Here is a 24,633-nt window from a genome sequence, read left to right on the forward strand (position 1 = left end):
TTCGAAATCGAAATGATCTGGGGGATCGTCGCCATCGCAACAGTCTACACGAAAACCAGAAAATTCAAGCGGATACGGTCCACTTTGCCGCACTTAAAACAAGTTGTGGCACCGATAGACACGGGCGCACAAGACGGGGCCAAAGCGGCCCCACCTTGCGAGCAACGTTGCCTTCGCGGCGCCGCCGGATTAAAGCGCCGCCAGCACAGCGTCGCCCATCGCCGCCGTGCCGACCTGGGTGCAACCCGGCGTGACGATATCTGCCGTGCGATAACCCTGCTCCAGCACCTTCTTGACCGCGCTTTCGATACGGTCGGCCTGCTCCGCGCGGTTCAGCGAGTAGCGCAGCATCATGGCGGCCGAAAGAATCGTGGCGAGCGGATTGGCCACGCCCTTGCCGGCGATGTCCGGTGCCGAGCCGTGCGACGGCTCGTACAACCCCTTGTTCTTCGCATCGAGCGACGCCGAAGGCAGCATGCCGATGGAGCCCGTCAGCATGGCGGCTTCGTCCGAGAGAATGTCGCCGAACATATTGCCGGTAACGATCACGTCGAACGCCTTCGGACCCTTCACGAGCTGCATGGCCGCGTTGTCCACGTACATGTGCGAAAGCTCGACGTCCGGATATTCCTTCGCGACGTCAATCATCACGTCCTTCCACAGCTGCGAGGTCTCCAGCACGTTCGCCTTGTCGACCGACGTGAGCTTTTTCGCCCGCTTTTGCGCCGCCTGGAACGCGACGTGCGCGATGCGGCGCACTTCGGGTTCCGAATAACGCATCGTGTCGAAGCCTTCGCGCGCGCCGGCAAACGGACCGTCCGGCGCCTCGCGCACGCCGCGCGGCGAGCCGAAGTAAATGTCGCCGTTGAGTTCACGCACGATCAGGATGTCGAGGCCCGAGACGATTTCCGGCTTCAGCGACGACGCGCCCGTCAACTGCGGATAGCAGATGGCCGGACGGAAGTTGGCAAACAGCTGCAAATGCTTGCGCAGCCCGAGAATGGCCTGCTCGGGGCGCAGCGCGCGCTCCAGCGAGTCGTACTTCCAGTCACCCACGGCGCCGAACAGGATCGCATCGGCTTGCTTCGCCAGCGCGAGCGTCGAGTCGGGCAGCGGGTGGCCCTTGGCCTCGTAGCCCGCGCCGCCCACGGGCGCTTCTTCCAGTTCGAACTTTTCGCCAAGGGCGTTCAGTACCTTGACGGCTTCCTTGACGATCTCGGGGCCAATGCCGTCGCCGGGCAACACTGCGATCTTCATCCGATGTTTCCTTGCTGTTCTCTGTTTTGACTCTTGCGCTTCGGCGGCTGGTCTCAGCCGACGATCCGATGATTCAGCCACGGCTGCTTCGCAAGACGCTCCGCTTCGAACTGGCGAATCTCGTCCGAGTGGCGCAGCGTAAGACCGATGTCGTCGAAGCCGTTCAGCAGACAGTACTTGCGGAACGCGGCCACTTCGAACGGATATTCGCGGGCATCCGGCGTGCGCACGATCTGCTTGTCCAGATCGACGGTGAGCTGGTAGCCGTTGAACGCATACGTGTCGTTGAACAGATGATCGACCTGCTGCTCGGTCAGCACGATGGGCAGCAGACCGTTCTTGAAGCAGTTGTTGTAGAAGATGTCCGCGAAGCTGGGCGCGATGATGGCGCGAAAGCCGTACTGCTGAAGCGCCCACGGCGCGTGTTCGCGCGAGCTGCCGCAGCCGAAGTTCTTGCGCGCGAGCAGGATGGACGCGCCCTGGTAGCGCGGCTGGTTCAGCACGAAGTCCGGGTTCAGCGGACGCTTCGAGTTGTCCTGACCCGGCTCGCCGTGATCCAGGTAGCGCCATTCGTCGAACGCGTTCGGACCGAACCCCGTGCGCTTGATCGACTTGAGAAACTGCTTCGGGATGATCGCGTCCGTATCCACGTTCTCGCGATCGAGCGGCGCCACGACGCCGGTGTGCACAACGAATTTATCCATGATCCGTCACCCTGAATGAGACGAGGGTCTTAACCCAGCTTGCGAATGTCGACGAAGTGCCCTTCGATCGCGGCGGCGGCAGCCATCGCGGGGCTCACGAGGTGCGTGCGTCCGCCCGCGCCCTGACGGCCTTCGAAGTTGCGATTCGACGTGGACGCGCAACGCTCGCCCGGCTCCAGCCGGTCCGCGTTCATCGCGAGACACATCGAGCAGCCCGGCTCGCGCCATTCGAAGCCGGCATCGGTGAACACCTTGTCGAGACCTTCGCGCTCGGCCTGCGCCTTCACGAGACCTGAGCCCGGCACGACCATCGCGAGTCGGATGTTCGGCGCCACGCGGCGACCCAGCTTCTTCACCACGTACGCCGCAGCGCGCAGGTCTTCGATGCGCGCGTTCGTGCACGAGCCGATGAAAATCTTGTCCGGCTTGATCGCGTCGATGGGCGTATTGGGTTCGAGCGCCATGTATTGCAGCGCGCGCTCCATGGCGTCGCGCTTCACCGGATCTTTTTCGCGCTCGGGGTCCGGCACGCGGCTGTCGATGGACGTCACCATTTCCGGCGACGTGCCCCACGTAACCTGCGGCACGATTTCGGCAGCGTCCAGCTCGACCACGCGGTCGAACTGCGCGCCTTCGTCCGAACGGAAATTGCGCCAGTACGCCACGGCCTGATCCCACTCGACGCCCTGCGGCGAAAACGGACGGTCCTTCAGATATTCGATCGTGGTGTCGTCCACGGCGACCATGCCGGCGCGTGCGCCCGCTTCGATCGCCATGTTGCAGACCGTCATGCGGCCTTCCATGCTGAGCGAACGGATGGTGGACCCGCCGAACTCGATCGCGTAGCCGGTGCCGCCCGCCGTGCCGATCTTGCCGATGATCGCGAGCACGATGTCTTTCGCGGTGCAGCCGCGCGGCAGCGGGCCTTCCACCTTCACGAGCATGTTCTTGCTCTTCTTTTGCAGGAGCGTTTGCGTGGCGAGCACGTGCTCTACTTCCGACGTGCCGATGCCGTGCGCCAGCGCGCCGAACGCGCCGTGCGTGGACGTGTGCGAGTCGCCGCAGACGATCGTCATGCCAGGCAGCGTCGCGCCCTGCTCGGGACCGACGATGTGCACGATGCCCTGGCGCTTGTCCGTCATCTTGAATTGCGTGATGCCGAAGGCGTCGCAATTGCTGTCGAGCGTGTCGACCTGGAGCTTCGAGACCGGATCTGCGATGCCGTGGCTGCGGTCCGTGGTGGGCACGTTGTGGTCCGAGACGGCCAGGTTGGCGCTGATGCGCCAAACCGGACGGGTAGCGATCTTGAGACCTTCGAACGCCTGCGGACTCGTCACTTCGTGCAGCAGGTGACGGTCGATGTAGAGGAGCGTCGTGCCGTCTTCTTCCGTGCGGACGACATGGGAGTCCCACAATTTGTCGTAGAGAGTCTTGGCCATGATATGCGGGGAAAAGTGACTGCGGGCAATGCGATACGTGTCGAGCGATTATGCCACGCAGTCACCCGCGCTGCCGGCTTGGCGCAGAAAAAACCGATAAAAAACAGTGAGTTGGCTGGTAGTTTCAATACCTGTATCGGCGTTACCCGGAACGCGGAAACGCCGCGTTCAGTCCGCTGCATCCCCGGGCGAACCGGGTTCGCCCGGGCGGTACTGGAACAGATCGCCGGGCTGGCATTTCAGGATTTCGCAGATGCGCTCCAGCGTATCGAAGCGGATGCCCTTCACCTTGCCCGATTTCAGCAGCGACAGATTGGACCTCCGTAATGCCGATCAACTGCGCCAACTCGCGAGACTTCATCTTGCGTTCCGCAAGCAGCACGTCGAGCCTTACAACGCTAGTCATGGCGCCTCAGACAAAGCTTTGGTTTTCTTCCGCGATGCGGGTGGCTTCCACCAACGTCCACGCAACGAACACCGAACCGTCCCGCCCGGGCCGAGGAGACCCGTCCCTCCGAAAATTACTGGTACGTCGGAGGCGACCTGGGCATGAGCCGCGAGAAGCTCACGACCAACCGGGCGGGCTGGTCGGGCAAGTCGTCCGGCAACGCCGCGCTCGGCGGCTACCAGTTCTCGCGCTACTTCGCGGTGGAAGGGGGAGTGTCCAGTCTCGGGCAAGTCGAGGCGACCTCGGGCGGCCGGAAGGACAAGTTCACACTAGGCGCGGTGTCGGCCAACCGGGTCGGCTATCGGCCGGTGACCGACCGCTTCTCGGTTCTCGGCATCATCGGCGCAGGCTGGGAAGTGGGCCAGCGACGCGGTGACGTGGAGTCGCGCAACGCGTCGGCGGGCTTTCTCAATGCGGGGTTGGGCGCCGCCTACGACGTTTCGCCGAACTGGCGCGTGCGCGTGCAGTACGTGAACTACAGCAAGCTAAGCTGGAAAGGCAGCAATGAAGCGTCCGTCAGGAGCGACATGATCACCACCGGCGTGGACTATCGCTTCCGCTGATCGAATGCGGGCATGCCGGGCATGGGACGCGTTTTGAAGGCGCGCTGCACTGCATCGACATGTCCGCGACTGACTGCCCTGGTGCCGCTAGATATGCGAGACACCGTCCGGCCACTGGTCGAATACGAGCGCTACAGGGCGCGCGCGAATTTCCGGCTCGGCAAGCCCCTGCTGTGGGCCCGCAGTGCCACCTCGTGCCATGCGCCCAAATGAAAACGCCCCAAGGGCGCAAACCCATCGAGGCGTCTATTGGAGGCTCCTGCGGGAGCGCGGTGTGTTCAGTGCGTGCGATGCGACTTGCTACGCCTCGCACGCCAGCGCTATCAACGCTGCGCGATCGGCTTCGCCTCACGCGGCGTGTCGCCGATGAACAGCTGGCGCGGACGGCCGATCTTCTGTTCGGGGTCGGCGATCATTTCGTTCCACTGCGCAATCCAGCCCACCGTACGTGCCATCGCGAAGATGCAGGTGAACATAGAGGTCGGAATGCCCAGCGCGCGCTGCACGATGCCCGAGTAGAAGTCCACGTTCGGGTACAGCTTGCGCGACACGAAGTATTCGTCTTCCAGCGCGATCTTTTCGAGCTGCATCGCGAGCTTGAAAAGCGGATCGTCGTGCAGGCCCAGTTCTTCCAGCACTTCGTGGCACGTCTCGCGCATCAGCTTCGCGCGCGGGTCGTAGTTCTTGTAGACGCGATGGCCAAAGCCCATCAGCTTCACGCCCGAGTTCTTGTCCTTCACCTGACGGATGAATTCGGGAATGTTGTCCGGCGAGCCGATCTCTTCGAGCATGTTGAGCGCCGCTTCGTTGGCGCCGCCGTGTGCCGGGCCCCACAGACAGGCGATACCGGCCGCGATACACGCGAACGGGTTCGCGCCCGACGAGCCAGCGAGACGCACCGTCGAGGTCGATGCGTTCTGCTCGTGGTCCGCGTGCAGAATGAGGATGCGGTCGAGTGCGCGCACCAGCACGTCGTTGACCTTGTACTCCTCGCACGGGTTCGAGAACATCATGCGCATGAAGTTGGCGCTGTACGACAGTTCGTTGCGCGGATACACGAACGGCTGGCCGATGCTGTACTTGTAGGCCATCGCGACGAGCGTGGGCAGCTTCGCGATCATGCGGATCGCCGACACTTCGCGGTGATGCGGGTTATTGATGTCGAGCGAGTCGTGGTAGAAGGCCGAGAGTGCGCCCACCGCAGCCACGAGAATCGACATCGGGTGCGCGTCGCGACGGAAGCCACGGAAGAAGAACTGCATCTGCTCGTGGACCATCGTGTGGTTCGTGACGGTCTTCACGAACTCGTCCTTCTGGGCCTGGTTGGGCAGTTCGCCCTTGAGCAGCAGGTAGCAGGTTTCGAGGAAGTCGGCGTTTTGCGCGAGGTTGTCGATCGGGTAGCCGCGGTACAGCAGTTCGCCCTTGTCCCCGTCGATGTACGTGATCGCCGAATTGCATGCCGCCGTCGACATGAAGCCCGGGTCGTACGTGAACTTGCCGGTCTGGCCGTACAGTTTGCGGATGTCGATTACGTCCGGGCCCATCGTGCCCTTGTAAATCGGCATTTCGACGCTCGGCGAGTTATCGCTGAACGATAGCGTGGCTTTAACATCTGACGGGGTCATAGCTCATCCTCAATCGAAGTGTAGAAACTGGATTTCGATATATGTTGCACGCCTGGAGCAAGCCCGTGAGGCCCGGCTCGCCTGCGGTTCAGACCGCGCGCAGCCGCTCCAGCACCCGTTTAACGTCCGGGTCGGCAAGGTCGCCTTCCGGTTCCTTGCGTGCAAGCAGCAAGTCCATCAGGTCGTTATCGCTCAGCTCGAAAAGGCGCGTGAGCGCGCCGACATCGGCATCGCTGAGGTCATGCTCGTAGCGGCCGAAAAAGCGCTCGAAAATCAGGTCGTTTTCGAGCAGGCCGCGCCGCGCGCGCCAGCGAAGGCGCGCGCGGCGAAGAGGATCGGACTGGTGAGAAGGTCCTTCCATCACAATGGGTCCTGTCAAACGGTGCGGCGAACCATCAGCTCCTTGATCTTGCCGATCGCCTTCGTCGGGTTCAGCCCCTTCGGGCAAACGTCGACGCAGTTCATGATCGTGTGGCAACGGAACAGACGGTACGGATCTTCGAGGTTGTCGAGACGCTCGCCGGTCGCCTCGTCGCGGCTGTCCGCGATGAAGCGATAGGCTTGCAGCAGCCCGGCCGGACCCACGAACTTGTCGGGGTTCCACCAGAAGCTCGGGCACGACGTGGAGCAGCTCGCGCACAGAATGCACTCGTAAAGGCCGTCCAGCTCGTCACGCTCTTCCGGCGACTGCAGACGCTCTTTCTCGGGCGGCGGCGTGTCGTTGATGAGGTACGGCTTGATCGAGTGGTACTGGTTGAAGAACTGCGTGAAGTCGCAGATCAGGTCGCGCACCACGGGCAGGCCCGGCAGCGGACGCAGCACGATCTTCTGCGGCAGGTCGTTCAGGTTCGTGAGGCACGCCAGACCGTTCTTGCCGTTGATGTTCATGGCGTCCGACCCGCACACGCCTTCACGGCACGAGCGGCGGAACGACAGCGTCTCGTCCAGCGCCTTCAGTTTCACCAGCGCGTCGAGCAGCATGCGCTCGTGCTCGATTTCGAGCTCGTACGTCTGCATGCGCGGGGCGGCGTCCTTGTCCGGATCGTAGCGGTAGACTTCAAAAATTCGTTTGGCCATTTCCGATTCCTTTTGATCTGGCTTTGGCTTAGAACGTACGCGCCTTCGGCGGTACCGACTCGACGCTAAGCGGGTTCATGTGAACCGGCTTGTATTCGAGGCGGTCGCCTTCGCTGTACCACAGCGAGTGGCGCAGCCAGTTCTCGTCGTCGCGATGCTCGTAGTCGCTGTGCGCGTGCGCGCCGCGGCTTTCCTTGCGGGCTTCAGCGGACACCATCGTCGCGCGTGCCACTTCGATCAGGTTGGCGAGTTCCAGCGCTTCGATGCGCGCCGTGTTGAACACCTTCGACTTGTCCTTGAGATGCACGTGCTCCACGCGCTTCGCGAGTTCGGCCACTTCGCCCACGCCTTCCGAGAGCAGCGCCGAGGTACGGAACACGCCGGCATGCTTCTGCATGGTCGAGCGGATGTCGTTGGCGATGGCTTGCGTGTATTCGCCGGAGCTGGACTTTTCGAGCTTGTCGAGACGCGCGAGCGAGAAATCGGCGGCATCGGCCGGCAGCGGCTTGTGCTCCTTGATTTCCTTCACGTGCTTCACGATGTGGTTGCCCGCTGCGCGGCCGAACACCACGAGGTCGAGCAGCGAGTTCGTGCCCAGCCGGTTCGCGCCGTGCACCGAGACGCACGAGCATTCGCCCACGGCGTAGAAGCCGTTGATCGGGTCTTCGTGGCCCTTCTGCGTGCCCACCACCTGACCGTGGATGTTCGTCGGAATGCCGCCCATCTGGTAGTGAATGGTCGGCACAACGGGGATGGGTTCCTTGATGCAGTCGACGTTCGCGAACTTCAGCGCGATTTCACGGATCGACGGCAGACGCTTCATGATCGTCTCGGCGCCGATGTGCGAGAGGTCGAGCAGCACGTGGTCTTTGTTCGGACCCACGCCGCGGCCTTCCTTGATTTCCTGGTCCATCGAGCGCGACACAAAGTCGCGCGGCGCCAGATCCTTCAGCGTGGGCGCGTAGCGCTCCATGAAGCGCTCGCCGTTCGCATTACGCAGAATGCCGCCTTCGCCGCGCACGCCTTCGGTAATCAGCACGCCCGCACCGGCCACGCCGGTGGGGTGGAACTGCCAGAACTCCATGTCTTCGAGCGGAATGCCCGAACGCGCCGCCATGCCAAGGCCGTCGCCGGTGTTGATGAACGCGTTGGTGGACGCCGCGAAGATGCGGCCCGCGCCACCCGTGGCGAACAGCGTGCACTTGCCTTCGAGAATGTAGACGTCGCCCGTTTCCATTTCGAGCGCCGTCACGCCGAGCACGTCGCCGTCCGCGTCGCGGATCAGGTCGAGCGCCATCCATTCGACGAAGAACTGCGTCTTCGCTGCGACGTTCTGCTGGTACAGCGTATGCAGCAGCGCGTGGCCGGTACGGTCGGCAGCCGCGCAGGCGCGCTGCACCGGCTTTTCACCGTAGTTCGCGGTGTGGCCGCCGAACGGACGCTGGTAGATCGTGCCGTCCGCATTGCGGTCGAACGGCATGCCGAAGTGTTCGAGTTCGTAGACGGCGTTCGGTGCTTCACGGCACATGAACTCGATGGCGTCCTGGTCGCCCAGCCAGTCGGAGCCCTTGATGGTGTCGTAGAAGTGGTAGTGCCAGTTGTCTTCGCTCATGTTGCCGAGCGAGGCGCCAATGCCGCCTTGCGCCGCGACCGTGTGCGAACGCGTGGGGAACACCTTCGAGAGCACACAGACCGAGAGGCCGGCACGTGCGAGTTGCAGCGATGCGCGCATCCCCGAGCCGCCTGCGCCGACGATCACCACGTCGAAGCGGCGACGCGGCAGAGAACTTTTGATTGCAGCCATTCTTTTACACTCTCCAGAGAATCTGCGCAGCGTAGCCCGCACATGCGAGCAGCCAGAGGATCGTCAGGGCCTGCAGCACCAGCCGCACGCCAACCGGCTTGACGTAGTCCATCCAGATGTCGCGCACGCCGACCCAGGCGTGATAAAAGAGCGAGAGCAGCGTGACGAAGGTGGCGAGCTTCATCCATTGCGTGGCGAAGATCGAGGCCCAGCCGTCGTAGGAAAAATCCTGCGCAGCGAAGAACCAGACGAGCAGGATGATGGTGTAGACCGCCATGACGGTGGCGGTAATACGTTGCGCGAGCCAGTCGCGCAGACCGTAGTGCGCGCCGACGACAAGACGCTTCGGGCCGATGCGGTTATTGGTTGCCATTTTTCAGAACACCCCGAAGAGTTTTGCCGCAACGGCAAGAGTAAGGAGCGAGGAAACGATCAGGACGACGACCGAGGTCTGCTTGCCCTTTTCCTTGGACACCGCGCCGTGGTTGGTATCCATCAGAAGGTGACGGACGCCGGCGCAGAAGTGGAAGAGGAAGGCCCAGGAGAGGACCAGCACGATGAGCTTGACGATGACGCTGGACAGGAAGCCTTTGAACACTTCGAAGCTGAGTTCGGAGGTGAGGCTCTGATCGAACAGATACAGCAGGAAGGGCAGGAAGATGAACAGCAATGCACCGCTTACGCGATGAAGGATCGATACGCGCCCTGCGAGAGGCAGACGGTACGCGAACAATATCTGCCCGAGCCCGATGTTCCGGAATTCCGGCCTCGGTTTTTTTACGGCTTCAGCCATGCTAGACCCCTACTTTTGTAGTCACACCAATCCGCAATTTTAGCGCCTTTTCTTTGCGCGCTGCAGCGAAAGTCCTGCAATGACCGTTGCTGTTTGCGCTATAAAGAGGCGCGTCTTTCCGCTTCTGTCCTGCTTCGGCCCGCTTCTCTTCCACTGATCCGCCGCACGCGCGCAAAGCTGCACACATGCGGCCGTTCAGCTCAGATCGTTCTGATAGTAGTACCCGTTCGTGACATACCAACCACGCCGCACCTCGACCGGCTTGTCGCCGTACGTGTACGACACACGCTCCACGGAAAGCAGCGGAAAGCCCGGTGGCACGTGCAACTGCTCAGCCACGGCCGGGTCGGCAGCGACGGCCCGGATTTTCTCGGACGCACGAATCATGCGCGTACCGAACTCGGATTCGAACATCGCGTAAAGCGGGCCCTTGTACTCGGAAAGGCGCTCGAGCGTGAGGCCGCGGAACAACCCTCCGGGCAGCCAGATTTCGTCGAGGACGGTGGTTTCGCCGTCGAATTGCAGCAGCCGCCGGATCAGCACCACAGGGTCAGCGGGCTTCAGTTCCAGCTGGCGGGCAATGTCGGCCGTGGCGCGCAGGCGGCGGCACTCAAGCAGCCTGCTGACGTGCGGATGCTCCGCGCCGTCATCCGCAAGCAATCTGAGGAAGCGAAACTGGGCGCGGTCCTCGCTGTGGGTTGCAACAAATGTGCCCTTTCCCTGGCGCCGCACGAGCAGGTTTTCCGCGGCAAGTTCGTCGATCGCCTTGCGCACGGTGCCCTGGCTTACCTTGTAGCGGGCGGCGAGTTCCATCTCGCTGGGAATGATTTCACCGGGCTTCCATTCGCCGGTTTCGAGGCTCTGCGTAATGAGGCCCTTGATCTGCTGGTACAGCGGGCTGAACGTAGGCGAGCCGGACGAGGACGCGCCGGTGCCGGCGCCATCCTGGCCAGGGGGGTTAGCAGTGCTCGCCGGGTTCGCATTCATGCGCGCATTTCAACATAAAGCGCATATCGGCGTCCAGCTTTTCCAGCTCAATACATATGTCTTATATAAGACATAAGATACTGTTGACTTTGGCCTGCCCCGCTCCTACACTCCAGGTCGAGCCAGGGTTCGCGGGTTGCCGGCGAACGTTGTCCAGCAAGGCTTTCGAGCACGCAGGGCAGCGCACCGGCGCTACCCTGCACAAGGTGTCGCATTCACGCAGTAGAAGTTTCGATCCGCCCCGCCGCGGCCTCCTCCAGATGCCGCCGGACGTGCCGAAAGCGCTGTCGCGAAGACCGGCAACGATGCATGGATGGCGCTGCGCGCGCCCGCCGCCTGCGCTCTGCCGCGCTGTTCGTCCGTTTCATGAACGCCAGGCGTAACGCCCATATAGAATGGCGTTTTACTCTGGCGTCTAACGCATCCTCCTGGAGATTTCTCAATGGCTAAGCCCGCAAAGCGCGTTGCCGTCACCGGCGCCGCAGGTCAGATCGGTTACTCGCTGCTCTTTCGCATCGCCAACGGCGACCTGCTCGGCAAAGACCAGCCCGTCATCCTGCAACTGCTCGACCTTCCGCAGGCGCAAGCTGCCGTCAAGGGCGTCGTGATGGAACTGGAAGACTGCGCGTTCCCGCTGCTCGCGGGCGTCGTGGTCACGGACGATCCGAAGGTCGCGTTCAAGGACGCCGACGTCGCGCTGCTCGTGGGCGCCCGTCCGCGCTCGAAGGGCATGGAGCGCAAAGACCTGCTTTCGGCAAACGCTGAAATCTTCACGGTGCAAGGCCGCGCGCTGAACGAAGTCGCGAGCCGCGACATCAAGGTGCTGGTGGTCGGCAACCCGGCCAACACGAACGCCTACATCGCGATGAAGTCGGCTCCGGATCTGCCGAAGAAGAACTTCACGGCCATGCTGCGCCTCGACCACAACCGCGCGCTCTCGCAACTCGCCGCGAAGTCGGGCAAGCCGGTGGCCTCCATCGAAAAGCTGGCCGTGTGGGGCAACCACTCGCCCACCATGTACCCCGATTTCCGTTTCGCGACGGTCGAAGGCCAGTCGCTGCTGAAGCTGATCAACGACGACGAATGGAACCGCAACGTCTTCATCCCGACCGTCGGCAAGCGCGGCGCGGCCATCATCGAAGCGCGCGGCCTGTCGTCGGCAGCGTCGGCGGCCAATGCGGCAATCGACCACGTGCGTGACTGGGTGCTCGGCACGAACGGCAAGTGGGTCACGATGGGCATTCCGTCGGACGGCTCGTATGGCATTCCCGAAGACATCATCTACGGCGTGCCGGTGACCTGCGAAAACGGCGAGTACAAGCGCATTGAGGGCCTCGAAATCGACGCCTTCTCGCGCGAGAAGATGGACGGCACGCTCGCCGAGCTGCTCGAAGAGCGCGACGGCGTGCAGCACCTGCTCGGCTAAGCCAGGCATGCAGATCAACCGGAGCTCCGTTGCTGTGCGGCGGGTTCCGGTTTTTTTGCACACGGCTGTCAAGCATCCGGGCACGTGAGCTGAAGCGCGCTGCTTCACGTTGCTGTGCCCGTGTACCCGATCCGGACGCGCTCTATCCGACCTTGCACGCAGGCGCCGCGGCGCACTACCGGTGCGCCCCGCCAGTAGCCTCGGCGCTGCGACCAAACGCCGCGCGGCTTCACGCGCGGCGAAGCAGGCCAGCCGGACCAGAGCGCATCCGAATCAGGTTCGTCCACCCCCCATTCAGACCCGACGCCGAAGATGCGCGCCCTGACTCCAGCCGAAGTGCTGTTTGACGGCGAAGCGCCGCCCACCCTCCTGCCCGTGTGCGATCACTACGCCGGCAGCGAAAAGCTGATGCTCAAATCGCTGGCGCTACAGCAGGAACTGGGCCCCGTGTTCGACATCACGCTCGACTGCGAGGACGGCGCCCAGGTAGGCCGCGAGGCCGAACACGCCGAACTCGTCGCCTCATTTGTGGGCAGCGAGCACGACCGCTTTGGCCGCGTCGGCGTACGGATTCACGACTTCCACCATCCCCACTGGCGCGACGACGTCCGCCTGGTCCTGCGTGCAGCCCGGCGCGCGCCGGCGTACATCACGCTGCCGAAGATCCGCAGCGTCGCCGATGCCGCCGAAATGTGCGCGTTCATCGAAGCCACGCGCGTCGAATTCGGCATCGCCCAGTCCGTCCCCGTCGACCTGCTGATCGAAACGCACGGCGCGCTCGCGCGCGTGTTCGACCTCGCCGCGCTGCCCGGCGTGCAGGCGCTCAGCTTCGGGCTGATGGATTTCGTCTCGGCGCACGACGGCGCCATTCCCGACACCGCGATGCGCTCGCCCGGCCAGTTCGACCACCCGCTCGTGCGCCGGGCCAAGCTCGAGATCGCCGCGGCGTGCCACGCGCGCGGCAAAGTGCCGTCGCACAACGTGACGACCGAAGTGCGCGACATGAGCGTCGTGGCCGGCGACGCCGCGCGCGCCCGCAGCGAGTTCGGCTATACGCGCATGTGGAGCATCCATCCGGCGCAGATTCCCGCCATCGTCGCGGCGTTCGCGCCCCGCGACGAAGAAATTGTGACGGCCGCCGAGATCCTGCTGGCCGCGCAGGCCGCGCAATGGGGTCCGACGCGCCATCGCGACACGCTGCACGACCGCGCGAGCTACCGCTACTACTGGTCGGTGCTGCGCCGTGCGCGCGCCACCGGCCGCACCGTGCCGCCGGAAGCGGCGCCGCTGTTCGGGCCGGGCCGTCCCGGCGAGGAGCACGCACCATGATCGAGACCACAGACTACCGTTCCGCCGGCGCCGCGTTTCGCGCCGCCGTGGAGGCCGAGCGTCCGCTGCAGGTGGTGGGCGCAATCAACGCGAACCACGCGCTGCTCGCCAAACGTGCTGGCTTCAAGGCCATCTACGTGTCGGGCGGCGGCGTGGCGGCCGGTTCGCTCGGCTTGCCCGACCTCGGCATCTCGACGCTCGACGACGTGCTCACGGACGTGCGCCGCATCACCGACGTCTGCGACCTGCCGCTGCTCGTGGACGTCGATACGGGCTTCGGCCCGTCCGCATTCAACATCGCACGGACGGTGAAGGCGCTGACGAAGGCCGGCGCAGGCGCCATGCACATCGAGGACCAGGTGGGCGCCAAGCGTTGCGGGCATCGCCCCGGCAAGGCGATCGTCGCGCAGGCCGAGATGGTGGACCGCATCAAGGCCGCCGTGGACGCGCGCATCGACCCCGACTTCGTCATCATGGCCCGCACGGACGCGCTAGCGGTGGAAGGGCTCGATGCCGCCATCGAGCGCGCCGTAGCCTGCGTGGAAGCCGGCGCCGACATGATCTTCCCCGAGGCGATGACCGAACTCGGCATGTACCGCCAGTTCGCGCAGGCGGTAAAGGTGCCGGTGCTCGCGAACATCACCGAATTCGGCTCCACGCCGCTTTTCACCGTCGATGAACTGCGCGGCGCGGACGTGTCGCTCGTGCTGTATCCGCTCTCGGCGTTCCGCGCCATGAACAAGGCGGCGGAAAACGTGTACCACGCGATTCGCCGCGACGGTACGCAGTAAGCCGTGCTCGACACGATGCAAACGCGCACCGAACTCTACGAGAGCATCGGCTACTACGCGTACGAACAGAAACTGGACGCGCTGTTCGGCCAGAAGAAGTAAGCCGGCCGACCGAAAACCACCCGCGCAGGCCGCACCGCAAGGAGCAAGGCAGATGAGCGAGACCAGGCATTCGAACGGCGCCAATGGCGCGGCCAAGCCGGCGGCGGCATCAACCGGGCCAAACGCAGCCAGCGGCTTCAAGCCCAAGAAATCCGTCGCACTTTCGGGCGTGACCGCCGGCAACACCGCCCTGTGCACCGTGGGCCGCACCGGCAACGACCTGCACTACCGCGGCTACGACATCCTCGACATCGCCGGCGCCTGCGAATTCGAGGAAGTCGCCCACCTGCTCGTGCACGGCAAGCTGCCCAACGCCGCCGAACTGGCCGCCTACAAGACGAAGCTCAAGGCCCTGCGCGGCCTGCCCGCCAACCTGAAGGCCGCGCTTGAGTGGGTTCCCGCCTCCGCGCACCCGATGGACGTCATGCGCACCGGCGTCTCCGTGCTCGGCACCGTGCTGCCCGAGAAGGACGACCACAACGTGCCCGGCGCACGCGACATCGCCGACCGCCTGATGGCCTCGCTCGGCTCCATGCTGCTGTACTGGTACCACTACTCGCACAACGGCCGGCGCATCGAGGTGGAAACCGACGACGACTCCATCGGCGGCCACTTCCTGCACCTGCTGCACGGCACCGAGCCGTGCAAGTCGTGGGTCGACGCGATGCACGTCTCGCTCAACCTCTACGCCGAGCACGAGTTCAACGCCTCCACGTTCACGGGCCGCGTGATCGCGGGCACGGGCTCGGACCTGTACTCGGCCATCACGGGCGCCATCGGCGCGCTGCGCGGGCCGAAGCACGGCGGCGCCAACGAGGTCGCCTACGAGATCCAGTCGCGCTACCAGACGCCCGACGAGGCCGAGGCGGACATCCGCCAGCGCGTGGCGAACCGCGAAGTGGTGATCGGCTTCGGTCACCCGGTCTACACGATCTCGGACCCGCGCAACAAGGTCATCAAGGACGTCGCGAAAAAGCTCTCGAAGGAAGCCGGCGACATGAAGCTCTTCAACATCGCCGAGCGGCTCGAAAGCGTGATGTGGGACGCCAAGAAGATGTTCCCGAACCTCGACTGGTTCAGCGCGGTCTCGTATCACATGATGGGCGTGCCCACGGCCATGTTCACGCCGCTCTTCGTGATCTCGCGCACCTCGGGCTGGAGCGCGCACATCATCGAACAGCGCATCGACAACAAGATCATCCGCCCCAGCGCGAATTACACGGGGCCGGAGAATTTGAAATTTGTGGCGCTAAATAGGAGAAAATAGCGTCCGCTGTGCGCTCTCGGGGCGCGTGCAGTTCAACCCAATGGCCGCACACAAGCATTGAAACCTCGGTCGTTCACGTTTAACTGATTAGATAGAAAGGCTCACTCTCATGAAGAAACTGCTGATCGCCACCGTTGTCGGCGTCCTTTCCTCGACGTTGCTGCTGACCGGCACCGATGCGCTCGCCCAGGGCGGCACGTCGACGGCCAAGCCGGCCGCCAAGCCGAAGGCACCCGCGCCGAAGCGCCGCCTGATCAAGCGCAAGCCGAACCCCGCCAAGGAAGCGAAGGTCGATCCGATTCCGGACGGCTCGGAAAAGTGGTCCTGTAACGAAGGTCTGTCGTTCATGCTTCAGGGCGACATGAAGCGCGACCAGATCGTGACGGTTCACTGGGGCAACAAGAATTACCGACTGCCGCGCGAAGTGACCACCACGGGCGCAGACCGTTTCCACGACGCCGCCAGCGGTCTGGACCTCGTCGTGATCCCGGCCAAGGCCATGCTGTTCTCGGACAAGGACAGCTCGCGTCTCGCCGACGAATGCAAGACGCTGGCCATGGAACAAGGCTCGCCGGCGCCGACGCAGGCCAACGCGCTGAACCGCGCAGGCACCGGCGCTGCTGCACCGGTGGGCGCAAGCCAGTAAGCGGAGCGCCTCGAGCGATTCAACGGAAAGCCACGATGTCCGCGCCGATTTCCAACGTCCGGCCCCAGCCGGACCACGTACTGACCGACATGGTCGATTACGTGCTGGATTACCGTCTCGACAGCGCGCTCGCGCTGGAGACGGCGCGTCATTGCCTCATCGACACGCTCGGCTGCGGACTCGAAGCGCTCTCCTACCCTGCCTGCACCAAGCTGCTGGGCCCGGTCGTGTCCGGCACGATCGTGCCCCACGGCGCGAAGGTGCCCGGCACGCCATTCCAGTTGGACCCCGTTCAGGCCGCCTTCAACATCGGCGCGATGATCCGCTGGCTCGATTTCAACGACACGTGGCTCGCCGCCGAGTGGGGCCATCCGTCGGACAACCTGGGCGGCATCCTCGCCACGGCCGACTGGCTTTCGCGCACCGCCGTAGCCGCGGGCAAGCCGCCGCTCGTCATGCGCGACGTGCTGGTCGCCATGGTGAAGGCGCACGAGATCCAGGGCTGCATCGCGCTGGAAAACTCGTTCAACAAGGTCGGCCTCGACCACGTGCTGCTCGTGAAGGTGGCTTCCACCGCCGTGGTCGGCCAACTGCTCGGCCTCACGCGCGACGAACTGATCAACGCCGTTTCGCTCGCCTTCGTCGACGGCCAGGCGCTGCGCACCTATCGGCATGCGCCGAACACCGGTTCGCGCAAGTCGTGGGCCGCAGGCGACGCCACTTCGCGCGCCGTGCGTCTCGCGCTGATCGCGAAGACCGGCGAGATGGGCTACCCGTCGGTGCTCACCGCGAAAACGTGGGGCTTCTACGACGTGCTCTTCAAGAGCAATCCGTTCCGCTTTCAGCGTCCGTACGGCTCGTACGTGATGGAGAATGTGCTCTTCAAGATCTCGTTTCCCGCCGAATTCCACGCCCAGACCGCAGCCGAAGCGGCCATGGCGCTGCACGGCCAGTTGCAGTCGCTGGGCCGTTCCGTCGACGACATCGCGAAGATCACGATCCGCACCCACGAGGCCGCGATCCGCATCATCGACAAGCAAGGGCCGCTCGCCAACCCGGCGGACCGCGACCACTGCATCCAGTACATGGTCGCCGTGCCGCTCATCTTCGGCCGGCTCACGGCGGCGGATTACGAAGACAGCGTGGCCGCCGACCCGCGCATCGACGCACTGCGCGCGAAGATGCAATGCGTGGAAGACCCGCAGTTCACGAAGGATTATCACGACCCGGACAAGCGCTCCATCGCCAATGCGTTGACCATCGAGTTCACCGACGGCACGACGCTCCCCGAAGTCGTGGTCGAATACCCCATCGGCCACAAGCGCCGCCGCGCCGAAGGCATCCCGCTGCTCGTCGAGAAGTTCAGGACGAATCTGGCGCGCCGCTTCCCGGGCAAACAGCAGCAGGCAATTCTCGACGCGTCGCTCGATCAGGCCCGGCTCGAAGCCATGCCGGTCAACGAGTACGTCGATCTGTACGTCATTTGAGTTCGCATTTGAACGTGTACCAGGCAAACGTGTAGCAATGTCATTTCCGCGATTAAACGAAGGAAAACACCATGGCCCATAACCTCCACAAAACGCTCAAGGAATTCGACAGCGGTTCCGGCAAAGGGAAGTTCTACTCCCTGCCGCAACTCGGCAAGGCGCTCGGCGTGAAGATCGAGCGGCTGCCGGTCTCCATCCGCATCGTGCTCGAGTCGGTGCTGCGCAACTACGACGGCAAGAAGATCGCGGAAGAACACATCGAACAGCTCGCGAAGTGGAAGCCGAACGCCGCGCGCGTGGACGAAATTCCGTTCGTCGTCGCACGCGTCGTGCTGCAGGACTTCACCGGCGTGCCGCTGCTCGCCGACATCGCGGCCATGCGCGGCGTCGCGAACCGCGCCGGCAAAGACCCGAAGGCGATCGAGCCGCTCGTGCCGGTGGATCTCGTGGTCGACCACTCGGTGCAGATCGACTACTTCCGCCGGAAAGACGCGCTCGATCTCAACATGAAGCTGGAATTCCAGCGCAATAACGAGCGCTACCAGTTCATGAAGTGGGGCATGCAGGCATTCGACACGTTCAAGGTCGTGCCGCCGGGCGTGGGCATCGTCCACCAGGTGAACCTCGAATACCTCGCGCGCGGCGTGCACAAGAAGGCCGATAACGGCGACTCCGTCTACTACCCGGACACGCTCGTCGGCACGGACAGCCACACGACGATGATCAACGGCATCGGCGTGGTGGGCTGGGGCGTGGGCGGCATCGAAGCCGAAGCCGGCATGCTCGGCCAGCCGGTGTACTTCCTCACGCCGGACGTGGTGGGCGTGGAACTGAAGGGCAAGCTGATCGAAGGCGTAACGGCTACCGACCTCGTGCTCACCATCACCGAAATGCTGCGCAAGGAGAAGGTGGTCGGCAAGTTCGTCGAATTCTTCGGCGAAGGCACGAAGTCGCTCTCGCTGCCGGACCGCGCGACCATCGGCAACATGGCGCCCGAGTACGGCGCCACGATGGGCTTCTTCCCGGTGGACGAAAAGACCATCGACTACTTCAAGGGCACGGGCCGCACCGAAGCCGAAATCGCCGCCTTCGAGAACTACTTCAAGGCGCAGCAGCTCTTCGGCATTCCGAAGGCCGGCCAGATCGACTACACGAAGACGCTCACGCTCGACCTGGCCACGGTGGCGCCCTCGCTGGCAGGTCCGAAGCGTCCGCAGGACCGCATCGAGATCGGCCACGTGAAGTCCACCTTCACCGACCTGTTCTCGAAGCCCGTCGCGGAGAACGGCTTCGCGAAGAAGGCCGACGACCTGAACACCGAATACACCACCTCGGACGGCGTGAAAGTGAAGAACGGCGACGTGCTGATTGCCGCCATCACGTCGTGCACGAACACGTCGAACCCGAGCGTGCTGCTCGCCGCCGGTCTGCTCGCGAAGAAGGCCGTGGAAGCCGGCCTCACGGTGGCCCCGCACATCAAGACGTCGCTGGCGCCGGGGTCGCGCATCGTCACCGAATACCTGACGAAGACGGGCCTCCTGCCGTACCTCTCGAAGCTCGGCTTCGAAGTGGCGGCCTACGGCTGCACGACCTGTATCGGCAACGCGGGCGACCTCACCCCGGCGCTCAACGAAGCCATCACGAAGAACGACATCGTCGCGGCCGCGGTGCTGTCGGGCAACCGCAACTTCGAAGCGCGCATTCACCCGAACATCCGCGCGAATTTCCTCGCTTCGCCGCCGCTCGTCGTGGCCTACGCGATTGCGGGCAACATCACGCGCGACCTCATGACCGAGCCGGTCGGCAAGGGCAAGGGCGGCCGCGACATCTACCTCGGCGACATCTGGCCGTCGAGCGACGAAGTCAACGCGCTGCTCAAGTTCGCGCTGGACGCCGACGCGTTCCAGAAGAACTACGCGCAGCTCACGAAGAAGGGCGACCTGTGGAGCAAGATCGAGGGCGAGGCGGGCCAGGTCTACGACTGGCCGAAGTCCACCTACATCGCGGAGCCGCCGTTCTTCGGCAAAGACTTCTCGATGCAGCCGGCCGCTTCGATTCCGACCGTCAAGGGCGCGCGCGCGCTCGGCATCTTCGGCGACTCGGTGACGACCGACCACATCAGCCCCGCCGGCTCGATCAAGGAAGACTCGCCCGCAGGCAAGTGGCTGAAGGAAAACGGCGTGCAGAAGGCCGACTTCAACAGCTACGGCTCACGCCGCGGCAACCATGACGTGATGATGCGCGGCACCTTCGCGAACGTGCGCATCAAGAACCTCATGATCCCGGCGAAGGCGGACGGCACCCGCGTGGAAGGCGGCCTGACGATCCACCAGCCGAGCGGCGAACAGATGTCGATCTACGACGCCGCCATGAAGTACATCGCCGAAGACACGCCCACCGTGGTGCTGGCAGGCGAGGAATACGGCACGGGTTCGTCGCGCGACTGGGCCGCGAAGGGCACGCAGCTGCTGGGCGTGAAGGCCGTGGTGGCGCGCAGCTTCGAGCGCATCCATCGCTCCAACCTCGTGGGCATGGGCGTGCTGCCGCTGCAGTTCAAGGGTGCGGACAGCATCCAGTCGCTCGGCATCACCGGCGATGAAACGTTCGACGTCGAAGGTCTGGGCGACAACTTCAAGCCGCAACAGGAAGTGACGCTCGTGATCAATCGCAAGGACGGCACGCAACAACGCGTGGCGGTGCTGCTGCGTATCGACACGCCGATCGAGGTGGACTACTACAAGCACGGCGGCATTCTGCCGTTCGTGCTGCGCCAACTGCTCGCCGCGTAAGCGTTTTGCAGGTGCTGCGCCCCGCACGGGGTGCAGCCAGTTCTTGAAGCCCGACTCTGTCGGGCTTTTTTTCGTGCGCTTTTAGTGGGTCGACTGGCGGTAAATCTCGCCGCAGCGACCTCGGCGCGCTCAACCGCCGGGAAAATCCCCGAACGGATTGCCGGCGTCCTTCTTTTCCGTCGCGAGGTTGTATTCGGCGCGCACCGCCTTCAACACGGCTTCGATGTCGCGCTCGAAACCGGCTGCGTTGCCGAAATGCTTCATGGTCCAGTTGCAGCCCGTCGCGTCGGGCTCCTGCAACTGCGGGCGCGGCACGCTGATCTTCACACCCTCGTCGGCGATGTTGTGGATGCGGCCGAGGCGCCGGGTCACTTCTTCCTGCAAGCGCGAAGCGTTGAGCATTTTGCGTTGCATCGGGCGCTCCTCCTTACTTGGGCAACGGGAAGTCTAGCCTGAGCCCGCAACGCCAGGCGCATCGACGTAGGGCGACCCACGCGCTGCCGCCTTATGCCACACGCCCTTCGGACCACGCCGCTTCGAGCTTCGCCGCGACGCGGTCCACGATCGCCTTGCGCTGCGCGAACAGCGCGGCCCCGCGCTCGCGCGCCTCAGCCACCACCGCGGCGGGTGCCGTGTCGGGCCGCCCTGCGTTGAAAGGCGGCGCCGGCGCGTATTCGAGCTGCAGCTGCACGGCCTGGGCGGTGTCCTCGTCCACGAGTTCGCTCGCCAGCGTCAGCGCGAAATCGATGCCGGCCGTCACACCGCCGCCGGTGAAAAGGTTGCCGTCGCGCACCACGCGCTCGCGCACGGGAATCGCGCCCAGCGGCTCCAGCAGTTCGTGGAAGGCCCAGTGCGTGGTGGCGTGCCGCCCGCGCAGCAAACCCGCCGCACCGAGCACCAGTGCGCCCGTGCAGACCGAGGTCACGAAGCGAGCGGCGCTCGCCTGCCGGCGCAGGAAGTCGAGCACCTCGGCATCTTCCATCAGCGCGCCCACGCCCGCGCCGCCGGGCACGCAGATGACGTCGAGCGGCGGACACGCATCGAACGTCGTATCCGGCACGAGCACAAGACCGCTGCTGGACGTGAGCGGCGCGCGGTCCTTCCAGACGAGATGGACGGCGGCGTCGGGCAGCGACGCGAACACGTCGTACGGACCTGTCAGGTCAAGCTGCTGCACGCGGGGAAACACCAAAAGACCGATCTGTAGCGACATGGCGAACCTCTTTTTCAAGCGATGGATGGACAGAACCGACTCTACGCCGCGACCGTATGGCAGTATTGCCATATAACCCTCGGTTTTCGCCAACCTGCGGTTCAGACGGCGCTTCGCTCCGCGCCGCCGCCAAGAGGCCGCCAAGAAACCGCCACAAAGCCGCCACCATCACACCGCCATCGCCATGCCGACCCAACCACCACCCGCCGAAGCCAACCCGCCGTCCGCCCCGCGCACCATCGACCTGCTCGCCTTCCCCGACGTGCAGTTGCTCGACGTCACCGGGCCATTCCAGGTGTTCGCCTCCGCGAACGAACTCTCGCGTGCCGCCGGGTTGCCGCTGCCGTACGCGCCTCGCGTGATCGCGGCGCAGCCGGGCACGGTGGTGTCGTCGGCGGGGCTTGGGCTTGGGGCGTCGCCGTTGCCCGAAGCAAGCGAGCCGTGCGACACGCTGATCGTCGCCGGCGGCAACGGCGTCTACGCCGCCTCGCGGGACACGGCGCTCGCCAACTGGGTTCGCGAACGCGCGGGGCACGCACGCCGCATCGCATCGGTCTGCACGGGCGCGTTCCTGCTCGCGGCAGCCGGCCTGCTCGACGGACGCCGCGTGGCCACGCACTGGACGCGCTGCACGGAACTGGCCGAGCGCTTTCCCGCCGTGCGCGTGGAGCCCGATCCCATCTTCGTGCGCGACGGCGCGGTATGGACGTCGGCCGGCGTCACGGCCGGCATCGACCTCGCGCTGGCGCTAGTGGAAGACGACCTGGGCGGACAGCTCGCGCTCGACGTGGCCCGGCATCTCGTGGTGTTTCTCAAGCGCCCGGGCGGCCAGGCGCAGTTCAGCACGGCGCTCTCGTTGCAAAAGGAGAAAGGGGAGCGCTTCGCCGAGTTGCACGCGTGGATGGCAGAGCACCTCGCTTCGGACCTCACGGTCGCGGTGCTCGCCGCCCGCGCCGGCATGAGCGAGCGCAGCTTCATGCGGCATTACCGCGAGCAAACCGGACTCACGCCGGCCCGAGCCGTGGAGCAGATGCGCGTGGAGGCGGCACGCCGCTTGCTGAGCGCAACACAGCTGCCGGTCAAGCGCATTGCGGCGCGCTGCGGATTCGGCAGCGAAGAAACCCTGCGGCGCAGCCTGATGCGCGCCATCGCCGTGACGCCGCAGGCCTACCGCGAACGGTTTGCCGCAGAACAGCCGTCCGCCGTATCCCGATCCCGGCCGGCGCCTGCTGCTGCCACCCACACCGCTGCCCACACCACCGCGCAGACCGACCAACCGACACAAACGACGTGACAAGACACCGCACAATCTCCCGACGTGCCCTCGCGAACCTATCTCCCCTGCATTACGCGGTAAGATGGCGTGCCGATTGCTCGCACGTTCTGCCTCCGTCCGCCCGGCGCCCATCGCGAACCGCATGAAGATTCATATTGGCGTCGCAGTACGGATGGCTGAATACCGCCTCGCCCTGCGTCCCGCGTTGCCGCCCATTGCTTTCTCGTGGCGTGCCGGGACATGGGATTCACCCAACCCTCTCCTTGGGAACAGCGGATGGAACTAGAGCCCGCCCAGAAACGCCAACCGGTATGGCCGTTTTCGCCGAGCCTGCTCTGGCTCCTCGGCCCGGCGGGGTTGATCGCCGTGAGCGCGCTCATTGCGACCGAAGGCGCGGCGCACGCGCTTTCCAGCACGTTGACGTGGATCGGCTACGCCTGCGGCCTGTGCGCCGCCTTTGCCGTCTGCTACACGATTGCGGCCACTGTGCTGCTGCCGCGTTTCTTCGCGAGACCCCGGGCCGCGCCCACGCATTACCCGCCTGTCACGGTGGTGAAGCCGCTGCACGGGCATGAATATGCGCTGCTCGAAAATCTGGAAGGCTTCTGCGCGCAGGACTATCCGGCGCCGGTGCAATTCCTGTTCGGCGTGCATGACCGCAACGACCCGGCGCTCAAAACGGTGGAAGCGTTGCGCGCGCTGCATCCGCAGGCCGACATTGGCGTCGTGATCGATTCGCGGCTCTACGGGCCGAATCGCAAGATCAGCAACACGGTGAACATGCTCCCGCACGCGCGGTACGACGTGCTGGTGTTCGCGGACAGCGACGTCGGCGTGAACACCCATTACCTGCGCGACGTGGTGGGCGAGTTGCAGCGGCCCGGCGTCGGGCTCGTGACGTGCGCCTATCGCGGCGAGCCGGACCCCGGCTTCTGGCCGCGTCTGTCGGCGAACGCCACCAACTACCAGTTCCTGCCGGGCGTAGTGGTGGGGCTCGCGCTGGGTCTCGCGAAGCCCTGTTTCGGCCAGACCATTGCGATGCGGCGCGACACGCTCGAGGCGATCGGCGGCTACCTGCCGTTCGCGCACCATCTGGCCGAAGACCACGCGATCGGCGAAGCGGTACGCGCCACGGGCCAGACCGTAGCGATTCCGCCCGTTGCCGTCACGCATGCCTGTGCCGAAACCACGTTCGGGCGGCTCGTCTCGCACGAACTGCGCTGGAGTCGCACGATCCGCGCCGTGGACCCTGCGGGACACCTCGGCTCGGCGCTCACGCATCCGCTGCCGTTCGCGCTTGTTGCACTCGCGCTGGCGGGCGGGGCGGCGTGGTCGTGGGCACTCGTGGCGGCGGCGCTCGTGGCGCGTCTCGCGCTGAAGCTCCAGGCGGACCGCACCTTGCGGCAACCCTGCCGCGATCTCTGGCTGCTGCCGCTGTGGGATATCCTCTCGTTTGCCATTTTTGTGGCGAGTTTCGGCTCGACACGCGTGATATGGCGGGGCGTGAGCTTCGAGGTGGACGGCAAAGGCCTGCTCTACCCGGTTCAGGACAAATGAGCCCGCAGTGAACCGCAATGAGCCCCGCCCGACAGGCCGACGCAACGCCCGGC

The 24,633-nt window shown here is 64.6% G+C and carries 20 protein-coding genes and 3 pseudogenes; 10 read left to right on the forward strand and 13 right to left on the reverse strand.

Translation table 11 applies throughout. The features are described 5' to 3' along the window. Positions 1–189: 189 nt before the first annotated feature. The 4 genes and pseudogenes from leuB to PKKP23_RS28000 form a co-directional block, all read right to left on the reverse strand. Complete coding sequence (gene leuB, locus PKKP23_RS27985) at positions 190–1,257, reverse strand: 3-isopropylmalate dehydrogenase (RefSeq protein WP_126879300.1); 1,068 nt, start codon at positions 1,255–1,257, stop codon at positions 190–192. 53 nt (positions 1,258–1,310) lie between these two features. Beyond that, positions 1,311–1,961 carry a 3-isopropylmalate dehydratase small subunit gene (gene leuD / locus PKKP23_RS27990; RefSeq protein ID WP_017773250.1) on the reverse strand — a complete coding sequence of 217 codons (651 nt, stop codon included), beginning with the start codon at positions 1,959–1,961 and terminating at the stop codon, positions 1,311–1,313. Between the two features lie 29 nt (positions 1,962–1,990). Further along, positions 1,991–3,400: a 3-isopropylmalate dehydratase large subunit gene (gene leuC, locus PKKP23_RS27995; protein ID WP_017773249.1), complete on the reverse strand. Its 1,410-nt coding sequence runs from the start codon at positions 3,398–3,400 to the stop codon at positions 1,991–1,993. 168 nt (positions 3,401–3,568) lie between these two features. Further along, positions 3,569–3,806: pseudogene (locus tag PKKP23_RS28000) on the reverse strand (helix-turn-helix domain-containing protein). A gap of 116 nt (positions 3,807–3,922) precedes the next feature. On the opposite strand from PKKP23_RS28000, the pseudogene PKKP23_RS28005 reads away from it, so the two are divergent. Next, positions 3,923–4,411 (forward strand): annotated as a pseudogene (locus PKKP23_RS28005) (outer membrane beta-barrel protein); the annotation flags it as partial. Between the two features lie 323 nt (positions 4,412–4,734). Here PKKP23_RS28005 and gltA read toward each other — a convergent pair. The 7 genes from gltA to PKKP23_RS28040 all read right to left on the reverse strand — a co-directional run bounded on the left by gltA (position 4,735) and on the right by PKKP23_RS28040 (position 10,697). After that, a complete protein-coding gene (gene gltA, locus PKKP23_RS28010) occupies positions 4,735–6,036 on the reverse strand; it encodes a citrate synthase (RefSeq protein WP_126879302.1) in 1,302 nt (433 codons plus the stop codon). A gap of 88 nt (positions 6,037–6,124) precedes the next feature. Next, on the reverse strand, positions 6,125–6,397 hold the full coding sequence (locus PKKP23_RS28015) for an FAD assembly factor SdhE (RefSeq protein ID WP_017773245.1): 273 nt from the start codon (positions 6,395–6,397) through the stop codon (positions 6,125–6,127). Positions 6,398–6,411: 14 nt separating this feature from the next. Further along, on the reverse strand, positions 6,412–7,113 hold the full coding sequence (locus PKKP23_RS28020) for a succinate dehydrogenase iron-sulfur subunit (protein ID WP_017773244.1): 702 nt from the start codon (positions 7,111–7,113) through the stop codon (positions 6,412–6,414). A gap of 28 nt (positions 7,114–7,141) precedes the next feature. Then, positions 7,142–8,917 (reverse strand): succinate dehydrogenase flavoprotein subunit, encoded by a 1,776-nt coding sequence (gene sdhA, locus PKKP23_RS28025; protein ID WP_017773243.1) that lies wholly within the window; start codon positions 8,915–8,917, stop codon positions 7,142–7,144. 4 nt (positions 8,918–8,921) lie between these two features. Continuing rightward, positions 8,922–9,290 carry a succinate dehydrogenase, hydrophobic membrane anchor protein gene (sdhD, locus tag PKKP23_RS28030; RefSeq protein WP_017773242.1) on the reverse strand — a complete coding sequence of 123 codons (369 nt, stop codon included), beginning with the start codon at positions 9,288–9,290 and terminating at the stop codon, positions 8,922–8,924. 3 nt (positions 9,291–9,293) lie between these two features. Further along, positions 9,294–9,710 (reverse strand): succinate dehydrogenase, cytochrome b556 subunit, encoded by a 417-nt coding sequence (sdhC, locus tag PKKP23_RS28035; RefSeq protein ID WP_017773241.1) that lies wholly within the window; start codon positions 9,708–9,710, stop codon positions 9,294–9,296. Between the two features lie 195 nt (positions 9,711–9,905). Beyond that, complete coding sequence (locus PKKP23_RS28040) at positions 9,906–10,697, reverse strand: GntR family transcriptional regulator (RefSeq protein WP_126879303.1); 792 nt, start codon at positions 10,695–10,697, stop codon at positions 9,906–9,908. Positions 10,698–11,139: 442 nt separating this feature from the next. Between PKKP23_RS28040 and PKKP23_RS28045 the strand changes: the two genes are divergently transcribed. From PKKP23_RS28045 to acnA, 7 genes and pseudogenes are all read left to right on the forward strand, one after another. Beyond that, positions 11,140–12,123 (forward strand): malate dehydrogenase, encoded by a 984-nt coding sequence (locus PKKP23_RS28045; protein ID WP_017773239.1) that lies wholly within the window; start codon positions 11,140–11,142, stop codon positions 12,121–12,123. A 312-nt stretch (positions 12,124–12,435) separates the two neighbouring features. Next, positions 12,436–13,452 (forward strand): HpcH/HpaI aldolase/citrate lyase family protein, encoded by a 1,017-nt coding sequence (locus tag PKKP23_RS28050; RefSeq protein WP_126879304.1) that lies wholly within the window; start codon positions 12,436–12,438, stop codon positions 13,450–13,452. Beyond that, positions 13,449–14,345: pseudogene (gene prpB, locus PKKP23_RS28055) on the forward strand (methylisocitrate lyase). The gene PKKP23_RS28050 and the pseudogene prpB overlap by 4 nt, the downstream one beginning before the upstream one ends. A gap of 52 nt (positions 14,346–14,397) precedes the next feature. Continuing rightward, on the forward strand, positions 14,398–15,612 hold the full coding sequence (prpC, locus tag PKKP23_RS28060; RefSeq protein WP_126879305.1) for a bifunctional 2-methylcitrate synthase/citrate synthase: 1,215 nt from the start codon (positions 14,398–14,400) through the stop codon (positions 15,610–15,612). A gap of 109 nt (positions 15,613–15,721) precedes the next feature. Further along, positions 15,722–16,258 carry a hypothetical protein gene (locus PKKP23_RS28065; protein ID WP_017773235.1) on the forward strand — a complete coding sequence of 179 codons (537 nt, stop codon included), beginning with the start codon at positions 15,722–15,724 and terminating at the stop codon, positions 16,256–16,258. A 35-nt stretch (positions 16,259–16,293) separates the two neighbouring features. Continuing rightward, the gene (locus PKKP23_RS28070) at positions 16,294–17,745 is read left to right on the forward strand and encodes a bifunctional 2-methylcitrate dehydratase/aconitate hydratase (protein ID WP_126879306.1); all 1,452 of its coding nucleotides are present in this window, start codon (positions 16,294–16,296) and stop codon (positions 17,743–17,745) included. Positions 17,746–17,816: 71 nt separating this feature from the next. Then, positions 17,817–20,534 carry an aconitate hydratase AcnA gene (gene acnA / locus PKKP23_RS28075; protein ID WP_126879307.1) on the forward strand — a complete coding sequence of 906 codons (2,718 nt, stop codon included), beginning with the start codon at positions 17,817–17,819 and terminating at the stop codon, positions 20,532–20,534. Positions 20,535–20,663: 129 nt separating this feature from the next. On the opposite strand, the gene PKKP23_RS28080 is transcribed toward acnA, so the two are convergent. Continuing rightward, positions 20,664–20,948, reverse strand: a complete 285-nt coding sequence (locus PKKP23_RS28080; protein WP_017773232.1) for a hypothetical protein — start codon at positions 20,946–20,948, stop codon at positions 20,664–20,666. Positions 20,949–21,039: 91 nt separating this feature from the next. Next, positions 21,040–21,747 carry a DJ-1/PfpI family protein gene (locus PKKP23_RS28085; RefSeq protein ID WP_126879308.1) on the reverse strand — a complete coding sequence of 236 codons (708 nt, stop codon included), beginning with the start codon at positions 21,745–21,747 and terminating at the stop codon, positions 21,040–21,042. Positions 21,748–21,931: 184 nt separating this feature from the next. Here PKKP23_RS28085 and PKKP23_RS28090 point away from each other — a divergent pair, with 184 nt between their 5' ends. Together PKKP23_RS28090 and hpnI are read left to right on the forward strand one after the other, a co-directional pair. After that, on the forward strand, positions 21,932–23,041 hold the full coding sequence (locus tag PKKP23_RS28090) for a GlxA family transcriptional regulator (RefSeq protein ID WP_126879309.1): 1,110 nt from the start codon (positions 21,932–21,934) through the stop codon (positions 23,039–23,041). 258 nt (positions 23,042–23,299) lie between these two features. Beyond that, positions 23,300–24,580, forward strand: coding sequence for a bacteriohopanetetrol glucosamine biosynthesis glycosyltransferase HpnI (gene hpnI / locus PKKP23_RS28095; RefSeq protein WP_126879310.1), 1,281 nt, complete (start codon positions 23,300–23,302; stop codon positions 24,578–24,580). Positions 24,581–24,633 lie beyond the last annotated feature (53 nt).

The organism is Paraburkholderia kururiensis JCM 10599 = LMG 19447, assembly GCF_003986935.1.
Taxonomy (GTDB): Bacteria; Pseudomonadota; Gammaproteobacteria; order Burkholderiales; family Burkholderiaceae; genus Paraburkholderia; species Paraburkholderia kururiensis.

Bases quoted from the DNA above. Each gene is read 5' to 3' on its own strand.
- sdhD (WP_017773242.1), bottom strand. From the start codon at position 9,290: ATGGCAACCAATAACCGCATCGGCCCGAAGCGTCTTGTCGTCGGCGCG.
- gltA (WP_126879302.1), bottom strand. From the start codon at position 6,036: ATGACCCCGTCAGATGTTAAAGCCACGCTATCGTTCAGCGATAACTCG.
- PKKP23_RS28080 (WP_017773232.1), bottom strand. From the start codon at position 20,948: ATGCAACGCAAAATGCTCAACGCTTCGCGCTTGCAGGAAGAAGTGACC.
- PKKP23_RS28040 (WP_126879303.1), bottom strand. From the start codon at position 10,697: ATGAATGCGAACCCGGCGAGCACTGCTAACCCCCCTGGCCAGGATGGC.
- PKKP23_RS28070 (WP_126879306.1), top strand. From the start codon at position 16,294: ATGTCCGCGCCGATTTCCAACGTCCGGCCCCAGCCGGACCACGTACTG.
- sdhC (WP_017773241.1), bottom strand. From the start codon at position 9,710: ATGGCTGAAGCCGTAAAAAAACCGAGGCCGGAATTCCGGAACATCGGG.
- PKKP23_RS28090 (WP_126879309.1), top strand. From the start codon at position 21,932: ATGCCGACCCAACCACCACCCGCCGAAGCCAACCCGCCGTCCGCCCCG.
- prpC (WP_126879305.1), top strand. From the start codon at position 14,398: ATGAGCGAGACCAGGCATTCGAACGGCGCCAATGGCGCGGCCAAGCCG.
- PKKP23_RS28065 (WP_017773235.1), top strand. From the start codon at position 15,722: ATGAAGAAACTGCTGATCGCCACCGTTGTCGGCGTCCTTTCCTCGACG.
- PKKP23_RS28050 (WP_126879304.1), top strand. From the start codon at position 12,436: ATGCGCGCCCTGACTCCAGCCGAAGTGCTGTTTGACGGCGAAGCGCCG.
- PKKP23_RS28015 (WP_017773245.1), bottom strand. From the start codon at position 6,397: ATGGAAGGACCTTCTCACCAGTCCGATCCTCTTCGCCGCGCGCGCCTT.
- acnA (WP_126879307.1), top strand. From the start codon at position 17,817: ATGGCCCATAACCTCCACAAAACGCTCAAGGAATTCGACAGCGGTTCC.
- sdhA (WP_017773243.1), bottom strand. From the start codon at position 8,917: ATGGCTGCAATCAAAAGTTCTCTGCCGCGTCGCCGCTTCGACGTGGTG.
- PKKP23_RS28045 (WP_017773239.1), top strand. From the start codon at position 11,140: ATGGCTAAGCCCGCAAAGCGCGTTGCCGTCACCGGCGCCGCAGGTCAG.
- leuC (WP_017773249.1), bottom strand. From the start codon at position 3,400: ATGGCCAAGACTCTCTACGACAAATTGTGGGACTCCCATGTCGTCCGC.
- PKKP23_RS28020 (WP_017773244.1), bottom strand. From the start codon at position 7,113: ATGGCCAAACGAATTTTTGAAGTCTACCGCTACGATCCGGACAAGGAC.
- hpnI (WP_126879310.1), top strand. From the start codon at position 23,300: ATGGAACTAGAGCCCGCCCAGAAACGCCAACCGGTATGGCCGTTTTCG.
- leuB (WP_126879300.1), bottom strand. From the start codon at position 1,257: ATGAAGATCGCAGTGTTGCCCGGCGACGGCATTGGCCCCGAGATCGTC.
- leuD (WP_017773250.1), bottom strand. From the start codon at position 1,961: ATGGATAAATTCGTTGTGCACACCGGCGTCGTGGCGCCGCTCGATCGC.
- PKKP23_RS28085 (WP_126879308.1), bottom strand. From the start codon at position 21,747: ATGTCGCTACAGATCGGTCTTTTGGTGTTTCCCCGCGTGCAGCAGCTT.